Here is a 1,646-nt window from a genome sequence, read left to right as displayed (position 1 = left end):
CTGACAGGCCGGCGTCAGATAAGGTGATAAAGCGTAAATTTTGGCCGGATAGTCCTGTGCCCCGTTTTTCGGCCAGGCATTCAGTTGCTGGAAAATATAGAAGGCAAAGCTGTAGACGCTGGGCGCAGGCACTTCCCACCACGGGCGGGTGCTGCCGCTGCGTAAATCTGGCGGGTTATGAATAGTGAGATTGCGCGGGGAAGCCATCCAGCCCAGCAGGCTCAGCAGCAGCACCCCCACCAAAATCCCACAGGCGATCCGCAGGGTCAGAATATGCTGATCCCGGTTTTTGACTGCATGACGAAAGCGACTCATCGCATTCTCCTGCTACGGCGTAACGACCAGCCCCGGGCGGCAATAATCAAGGCCGGATCACCGATACCCAGCCGACGTTTTTTCTCTTCCAGTTTCAGCCAAAGATAATTTTCCGGCTTGCCACGCTTAAGCTGGGCGAGCCAGCGCCCGCCAAAGCTAATCAGTAACAAGGGCATAATCAGCATCCCGGTCGGGATCATGACCCAACCGACTAACGGGAGCAGGGGAAGACTGACTGCCAGTCCGAGCACGATCCCGGCCAGTGCGGCCAGTCCCATCTCAGGCGTGGTGAACCCGCGAAACACCACCGGTTCGGCGTTTAAACGGTCAGGTAAGAAAGCGATCGTCTGCATGGTGACGGCCTTAAAAGATAATGCTGGCCGATTTTGACAGCAGCCAAATCACGGCAACCAACAGCACCACGCCGACCACGACGATGGCGCCAAACTGGGTCCAGGTCGATTTGCCATCCCGCACTTCGGAAAAGGTTTCGACGACGGCCGAGGCCACTTTAAAAAAAGCCACCGCCGAAAGGATCAATCCGCCAATCACAATGCCATCCTGCGCATACCCTTTCGCCTGTCCCGGCAATCCGCCACCGCCACCACTTTTAGGTGGCTCAATCGCGGGTAAATCGGCCCAGGCTGATTCACAGGAAAGCCCGAATAACAGCATGAACGTACTGACCCGTGTCATCAGGTTTGTGCTGATACGCCGGCAGACGGTAAAAATTTGCTTCATATTGATTCTGTTCCTTTTCATTATGTTTGCTGCATTAACTGGCAAACATCCAGACAGCCACGACCAGCAATACCGCTGTTCGAAGGGCAAACTGGCTGAGGGTCTGATTACGCACTTTTTCATTCGCCCAGCCATGCCAGACATCTACCGCCGCCCAGGCCGCCCAGAAAAACAAGGTGGCCAGGAAAAACCCGACGCACACCAGATACAGAAAAGTGATATCAAAATGCCCGGAGGCCACTTCAAAAGCATTGCGTTGTGCGTCAGTCATTGCGGGTTTTCCTGACGGTAATAGCCGGATAAAGTGCCTGACTCACGAGGTTGGGCACGGGACGGAGTAAGGTAGTGATCGATACCGGCTTTGATGGTATTGAGATCGGCCTGGATGCGCGGATAATCAAAGTTATAACGAGGGCGTTTTGCTGTGTCAGACTGATTTTCTGCGATGCTTGCGCGTTCCAGTGCCATTTGCACCTGCTCAATCAGACGCATTGCACTCGCCAGTTCGTCTTTTTCGGCCGCATGAGCCCGTGGCATACACAACACAGCCAGCCCCAGCAGACCGACAGAACAAGATAGCGAAAAGCCAG

The 1,646-nt window shown here is 54.6% G+C and carries 5 protein-coding genes; all 5 read right to left on the bottom strand.

The features are described 5' to 3' along the window. Positions 1-315: PFL_4703 family integrating conjugative element protein (locus Xbud_RS18915; protein WP_099137521.1), on the bottom strand; the 315-nt coding region annotated here is incomplete at its 3' end. Next, complete coding sequence (locus tag Xbud_RS18910) at positions 312-668, bottom strand: TIGR03750 family conjugal transfer protein (protein ID WP_099137520.1); 357 nt, start codon at positions 666-668, stop codon at positions 312-314. The genes Xbud_RS18910 and Xbud_RS18915, both read right to left, overlap by 4 nt. A gap of 10 nt (positions 669-678) precedes the next feature. Next, positions 679-1,011 carry a TIGR03745 family integrating conjugative element membrane protein gene (locus tag Xbud_RS18905; RefSeq protein WP_339353691.1) on the bottom strand — a complete coding sequence of 111 codons (333 nt, stop codon included), beginning with the start codon at positions 1,009-1,011 and terminating at the stop codon, positions 679-681. 79 nt (positions 1,012-1,090) lie between these two features. Continuing rightward, entirely contained in the window at positions 1,091-1,327 is a 237-nt protein-coding gene (locus tag Xbud_RS18900; protein WP_047684760.1) for a TIGR03758 family integrating conjugative element protein, read from the bottom strand. Further along, on the bottom strand, positions 1,324-1,646 hold a 323-nt coding region (locus Xbud_RS18895), incomplete at its 5' end, for an integrative conjugative element protein, RAQPRD family (RefSeq protein WP_099137518.1). The genes Xbud_RS18895 and Xbud_RS18900, both read right to left, overlap by 4 nt.

Origin of the sequence: Xenorhabdus budapestensis, from assembly GCF_002632465.1 — a bacterium.
Taxonomy (GTDB): domain Bacteria; phylum Pseudomonadota; class Gammaproteobacteria; order Enterobacterales; family Enterobacteriaceae; genus Xenorhabdus; species Xenorhabdus budapestensis.
This window is presented reverse-complemented; position numbering and strand designations above follow the sequence as displayed.

Bases quoted from the DNA above. Each gene is read 5' to 3' on its own strand.
- Xbud_RS18910 (WP_099137520.1), bottom strand. From the start codon at position 668: ATGCAGACGATCGCTTTCTTACCTGACCGTTTAAACGCCGAACCGGTG.
- Xbud_RS18900 (WP_047684760.1), bottom strand. From the start codon at position 1,327: ATGACTGACGCACAACGCAATGCTTTTGAAGTGGCCTCCGGGCATTTT.
- Xbud_RS18905 (WP_339353691.1), bottom strand. From the start codon at position 1,011: ATGACACGGGTCAGTACGTTCATGCTGTTATTCGGGCTTTCCTGTGAA.